Raw genomic sequence first — 6,542 nt, forward strand, 5'->3', positions numbered from 1 at the left:
ATTAAACACGCTCGTCCACTACTTTAAACAGGTGTAGAGTTTTTCCCTCATTCTCTACATCTACTGTCTATCCTTTACTATAGGACTATAAATATTTATAACAAATGATGACAATATTTTTCTTGCGTTAAATATCATAAAAGCGTTGAAAATTTTAACAGCTTTGTAATCAATAAAACGCTTTAATTGTTCCATAATCCTTTGTTACTTTCTATGGCTTCACCCTCAATTTCCAGGAATCTGTCCATATATTCAATCTCAGCTTCATCATACACTCTGGCATATCCGTTTTTCAGAAGCATCTCGTTATACATAGTTTCGTTTTGTAGATATACATACGCCAGCAGTCTCCCATAATAACCTCTTTTACCTGAGAGATCATCGTATTCCAGCCTGACTTCTTCACTATGTAGGTGTTTTTGTGTGTAGTCAGTAGCCTTATGACCCCACTCAAGCAGATAATCAGAGCTGTCGATACCTTCAAACTCCTCTGGTTCGTTTTCTACATGTGTTTCTGGTGTATCTACACCTAAAAGCCGAACTCTTTCAGTAGATCCATTGGTAAAGGTTACATCGATAGTATCACCATCGACAATATTGGTTACTTTCACTGTAGTATTTACTTTCTGAATACCATTATTTGATTTATCAGGTAAAGACTGCAAATCTTCACTGCTGGTTTCTGTACATCCTGAAACCAAAGCTAGAATTATACAAACGGTGAAAATTGTCAATTTTAAAAGGCTATTAGTCATATGTCCTACCCTCTATATTATTCATAAGTAACCAACTAAGTAAAATATATTGTTTAACTAAATAAATATATTTAGATATTTTACTGTCAAATATTTATCAATCAGTCGTTATAGATTAAATATAGTATAAAAAGAGAAATCAAGTATGCCGTGTAGAGTGGGAATCACTACAAGACCAAGGGAACGAGAAGATACTTGGAAAAATAAAGTGGTAGGCTTTAAAAAGTGGAAAATAATTAAGAAATGCAATAATCGGAAAGAAGCTCAAGAATATGAAACGATGTATGCTAAAAAGCGCGGATGTAAAGCACACTATGGTGGAAGTGATGCTAAAGGGACTTGATATGTGTATTACTTCGAATATTCAAGAGAGAAATAATTATAGAAGTTAAATACTTCTTATTTTTTGGCTCTGTAGAAACCCTGTTAAAATCGATATCAATTAGATATATTTAGCAAATATAATCAATGTTCGAAAGCACATCTAAAAATACCATTGATTCCCGTTAACATTGGTATATCAAGGATTTCTACAGAGCCGATTAATTTATTTGTTAATATGGCATTCATCCAATCATCCATAAACCAGAGATGGCTGATGCCACCTGATATAAGAGAAACGATTAGGACTAATCATATCGTTTACTTAATAGGTCCTTTTGTAGAAGGAATCCATATTAATATTAATTGTCGGACAGCCTATTTAGTCATTGGTTGCTGACGTACTGCTGTTGCCCCATCATCGTAAAAAGAACCAATAGTTTTATTTTTTATTTTTCGTTGACGGAATAATGAAAATAAAAGTGGTTCCACTACTTTCTCCACTTTCAACCCAGATTTGTCCACCATGAATTTCAACCAATCTTTTAACAAGCGCCAGTCCAAGACCAGTACCAGCATATCGCCGGTTTGCACCTGTATCCAATTGTTTAAACGACTCAAATATCTCATCCTGTTTGTCTTTCGGTATACCGATACCCGTATCGATAATTGAAAATTGGTATGCATCATTTTTCTGCTTAACAGTGACAGTTACAGAGCCTTCACTTGTGAATTTTATAGCGTTGTAAATTAAATTGTATAAAATTTGCCTTAGTTTTATTTCATCTGCATATATGTATTCAATATTTGAATCGATTTCCGAATCTAAAAACAGACCTTTTTTTGATGCAAAAGGATACAATTTAGATTTCAAATCATTAAGTAGTGCTGGTATTGATATTATTTCCCGATGAAGCTCGAGCTTACCAGATTCAATTTTTGCTAAATCGAGTATATCATTTATTAGGTCAAGTAGATGCTGACCGCTTTTATGAATTTTATCTAAGTAAAGTGTTTGATTGTCGTTCAAATCTCCTACTTTTTTTTTCAGCATTACATCAGAAAAACCAATAATCGATGTTAGAGGAGTTCTTAGTTCATGACTTACATTTGCCAGTAATTCACTTTTTGCCTGGTTAGCAGCTTCTGCTTCTAATTTTGCGTTTATTAACTTTTCTTCTGCTTCTTTTCTAACAGTTATATCACGTGCAAATCCCAGTATTACAGGCTTACCACTTAAGTTGATGAGGGTCATCTTAACTTCTACAGGGAATTCTGAACCATCTTTGCATTTATGAACAGTTTCACCACGATACGAATCATGAGGTGATAAGTTGTTCCAGTATTTTTCTCTGAAAGCTTTGATATCGTCCACTTTGGGGTCTATATCAGAAAGATTCATCGACAACAGTTCACTTTTTGTATATCCAAGATATTCACTCGCAAGTTTGTTTGCGAACACAATATTTCCGTCAAAATCATGGGCTAATATAGCATCGGCAGCTTGTTCTATGACCGTCCTAAACCTTTCTTCACTTTCCTTCAATTCGTTTTCAACTTTCTTACGTTCAGTTATATCTGTAGTGAACCCTATATACTTACCATCTGGAAGCTTTACCGCATCCAGAATAAAGTACCTTCTTTCACCTGTTTTTGTGATAAAGGGGAGTTCTATTGAAAGTTTACCCTTTTCCAAAAAATCATTATATACTTGTTTAATCTGGTTATGTACTTCAGGAGGATGTAAGTATATCAAGTTCATAGAAAGTAATTCGTCTATTGTATAGCCTGTAATATAAGAAGCAGCAGGGTTCACATCAAGATAATATCCATCATTGTTGACAACAAAAATACCTATTGGAGAATTATCTATGTAACTACGGAATTTTTGCTCACTTAGCTCTAATTCTCTTTTCTTCTTTATTTTTTCAGTTATATCTTCGATGGCTGATACCATTCCATCGAATTTATAATTCTTATCAAAAATAGGTGCAGAATTTATAGACAATAATTTCCTTTGGCCATCAGGCCATTCGATGCCATGTCTGATATCGTATATTGGTTCTTGATATTTCTGGACAAGTTTAAACGGTAATTTATCTTTGGGATAGTGATTTCCATCTATATCTGTTATTTTCCATTCCACATCATCATACGTTCTTCCTTGTATATCACTTCTGGACAAACCTAATACATTTTCAGCAGCATGGTTTGCATATACAATATAGCCGTATTTGTCCACCTTTGTTATACATATAGGGCTTGTATCCGCTACCTTTTCTAAAAAATCTATTTGATTACGGAGTTCTTCTTCAAGTTTTTCTTTGTAAGTAATGTCATAGTAATGTTCAATACGTCCACCAGTATAAAGCCCTGATTTGATGGGTTGGCTCCAGTGTTCAAGCCATCTCTCTTGAAGATTCTCATCTGGCATAACATGGCACACAAAATTCTCAACGTAGCTATTATCGTCATAGGTAGCAAGTACCTTGTTCGCGAATCTCTCACTGTCTTCAAAGATATGTTTCAACCTGTTCTTGACAAGCTGACGTTTATCCATACCAATTACATCTTCACGATTGATGCCAAAGTAATCTTCCATGACCTTATTAATCCAGACAACATGAAAACTGAAATCGAGTATAAAAATCCCCACCCGTGAATTGTCAAGGACATCATTCACAATGGTACTATGCCTCTGTTCATTTTTTACCAATTCCTTTTCTGATTCAAGGTTGTGCAAAGCATACGATATATCATTGGTAACTTCATGGAATAATTCTTTGCTGTTTTCAGAAACTACATCATCTGAACCAGAAACTGCTAATAACCCATATAATGTACCTTCATGCTCAAGCCTTGAAACCAATGCTTTATAACCCGATTCGTTTCCAACCAGCTGGCAATCCGAACAATTTGAATTTTTACTTTTTACAACCAACAACTCATCAGTTTGGTTGAATATATCTTGAATGCATTGAGTAGGTTCACCGTTTTCGTATTTTTTCAAAAAATCATTAAATTTAGAACCAATTCTTGATTCTGCTGATGATATTATATTTTTGTTGCTGTCTAAAAGAAGTATCCATGCGCTTTCATAAATATGTGTATTTGTTAAGATATTGCAAGTTTTTTGTATTAATCGATTAATATCCTTTTCTCTTATGATAAGCTGATTAACATTACTTATAGATTGGATTAATTGTTTCAGCCTCTTGTGTTCGTCCATCGCTTTTGTTATGACCAGACCAAACAGCAGGAAAAGAGGTAAAATAATAAAGTGTGCAAGGAAATCAAATACTGATAAACCAGTTGTTGGTTCAATATTTGGATAAAAAAGTTCTATAATCGATTCTACTACAACTATAGATAGACCAAGCACCAGAGTGATGGTGATTACAAATTTCTTATTTTCAAAATATTGCAGTAGTTTCATGGACGAATCAACTTTCAGATTAATTTAATATTTTATAACTCATTATTTTGTCCCTTATATTAATATGAAGAGTGAACTACCACTTGGCTAAAACCAAGTGGCTTCATAAGGAGTTTACTCCAAAGAGTCTTATCCTTTTTGGATGGTTCACACACACACTATCGGTTATCCCTGAACTCATTTCAAAACATGGTTTAAACCTTGTTCCAGCATAACATAAAACATGAGATATTTAATAACCCTTTAAATACTGAATCCAATCTTTCGTATCTATTATTTAATTTTCTGAACCCAATTTTCAACCATGCAAAGAACCGTTCTATAGTAGTTCTCTTGTGATAAGACCTGAGTTCAAATCTTGTAGGTCTTCCACGTCTCCTTCATTTCTGACTTCTGGGATTCACCGGTATATTGCTTTTAATCAATCTAGCTCTTAGATATCCACGGATATCTAAGGTATCATATGCTGAGTCAGCCAGTACTTCATCAGGTCTTGTTCTGGGTCTGGATCCGGTATTAATCTTGATACATTCCATGAGTTCAACGAACTTTTTACTGTCATGTTCGTTTCCCTGAGAGATGACTAATGCTACAGGAAAACCATCAGTAGTTACACACGCATGGAGTTTTATTCCTTTCCTCTTCTTGTAACCATTGTATCGTGTTATTTCTTCCTTTTTTGGTCTCGATGAAACTGCTGTCAATACATACAGTATCTAACGACAGGTTACCATTGCTGTATGCGGTATCGCGTAGAGCTTGTATAATATTATCCCAGATACCTTCTTGTGACCATGTTTTCAATCGTCTCCATGCGGTCACAGGTGATCCATAACGTTTGGGCATATCACCCCACCGGCAACCGGTAATCAATACAAACAGTATACCATTGATGACCTTGCGGTCATCAACCCTTTTCCTACCGGTTGAAGGTTGTGGCGGTAGATAAGGTTCGATGAATTCCCATTGTTCATCAGTAAGTTCTTTGAATTCCATTCACCCCCCTCATAAAGAAATTGTATGAGGGTTTATTAAAATCTTAAAGTTTTGAAATGGAATCAATTTTAATTGCCTTGATTTTTATACTGACAATGGACTCTGCGTATCTGGATATGTCATATTCATCAATTACTGAGGATAAAGCATTATGAGGAAATTCGGATTCATCTATTATTTGGATGTTTTTAAATCCTGCATTTTCAATTAAATCCAGATAATCATCCTTTTTCAAAGCTCCTGAAATACAGCCGACATAAGCGTCTATGGAATTCCTTATTGGTTCTGGTAGGTTCTGCAAGAGGACAATGTCTGATACAACTAATCTGCCATTTGATTTCAGGACTCGATACACATCATTGAACACTTTTTCTTTATCGAGGGACAGGTTTATGACACAGTTTGATATAACAACATCAACACTATTATCATCAAGAGGTAAATTTTCGATTTCACCCAGTCGAAATTCAACGTTTGTATAATTGTCTTTTACAGCATTATTTTTGGCTTTTTCAACCATATCAGGTGTCATATCAACACCTATTACTAAACCGTCATCACCTACCTTTTCAGCAGCCAAGAAACAATCAAAACCCGCACCCGAACCAAGGTCAAGAACGACCTCACCCTTTTTTAACGATGCAAGAGAGACAGGATTGCCACAACCCAAACCAAGATTAGAGTCTTGAGGAACGTTTTTTAAATCCTCATCTGTATATCCAGCAAGTTTACTAATTTCTTCCGGTGATTCACTACTTCCACAACATGATACAGGACCACAGCATGAATTGTTATTTTTGGCAATCGTTGAATATTCTTTTTTCACAACGTTTTTGATGTCTTTATTTTTCATTCTTGTACCTCTATTTTTTAAATGACAACTTTTTTAAGAGTTTTCATATAGCCATTTCAAATTTTGCTGAAACCAGTATATATAGTTTAAGATTATCTTAAAAATTAGAAAACAACAAATTTTCTGGCTTATCTTCATTAATTATAAAAAAGAAAAAATAGAACAAAGGTTTAATTTAAAA

At 34.4% G+C, this 6,542-nt stretch carries 6 protein-coding genes and 1 pseudogene; 2 read left to right on the forward strand and 5 right to left on the reverse strand.

Annotated features, from left to right (window positions below; genetic code table 11):
- Positions 1–182: 182 nt before the first annotated feature.
- Positions 183–755, reverse strand: a complete 573-nt coding sequence (locus QZ276_RS05130) for a thermonuclease family protein (protein ID WP_292485895.1) — start codon at positions 753–755, stop codon at positions 183–185.
- Positions 756–900: 145 nt separating this feature from the next.
- Between QZ276_RS05130 and QZ276_RS05135 the strand changes: the two genes are divergently transcribed.
- Positions 901–1,098, forward strand: a complete 198-nt coding sequence (locus QZ276_RS05135; protein WP_292485897.1) for a hypothetical protein — start codon at positions 901–903, stop codon at positions 1,096–1,098.
- Positions 1,099–1,314: 216 nt separating this feature from the next.
- Complete coding sequence (locus QZ276_RS05140) at positions 1,315–1,476, forward strand: hypothetical protein (protein WP_292485899.1); 162 nt, start codon at positions 1,315–1,317, stop codon at positions 1,474–1,476.
- A 42-nt stretch (positions 1,477–1,518) separates the two neighbouring features.
- On the opposite strand, the gene QZ276_RS05145 is transcribed toward QZ276_RS05140, so the two are convergent.
- From QZ276_RS05145 to QZ276_RS05165, 4 genes and pseudogenes are all read right to left on the reverse strand, one after another.
- Positions 1,519–4,512 (reverse strand): PAS domain S-box protein, encoded by a 2,994-nt coding sequence (locus QZ276_RS05145; protein ID WP_292485901.1) that lies wholly within the window; start codon positions 4,510–4,512, stop codon positions 1,519–1,521.
- 194 nt (positions 4,513–4,706) lie between these two features.
- Positions 4,707–5,216, reverse strand: a pseudogene (locus QZ276_RS11460) (transposase).
- Positions 5,116–5,508: a transposase gene (locus QZ276_RS05160; RefSeq protein ID WP_292485905.1), complete on the reverse strand. Its 393-nt coding sequence runs from the start codon at positions 5,506–5,508 to the stop codon at positions 5,116–5,118. The pseudogene QZ276_RS11460 and the gene QZ276_RS05160 overlap by 101 nt, the downstream one beginning before the upstream one ends.
- A 43-nt stretch (positions 5,509–5,551) precedes the next feature.
- A complete protein-coding gene (locus tag QZ276_RS05165; protein ID WP_292485907.1) occupies positions 5,552–6,361 on the reverse strand; it encodes an arsenite methyltransferase in 810 nt (269 codons plus the stop codon).
- Positions 6,362–6,542: the final 181 nt, after the last annotated feature.

This window comes from Methanohalobium sp., from assembly GCF_018609725.1.
Lineage (GTDB): Archaea > Halobacteriota > Methanosarcinia > Methanosarcinales > Methanosarcinaceae > Methanohalobium.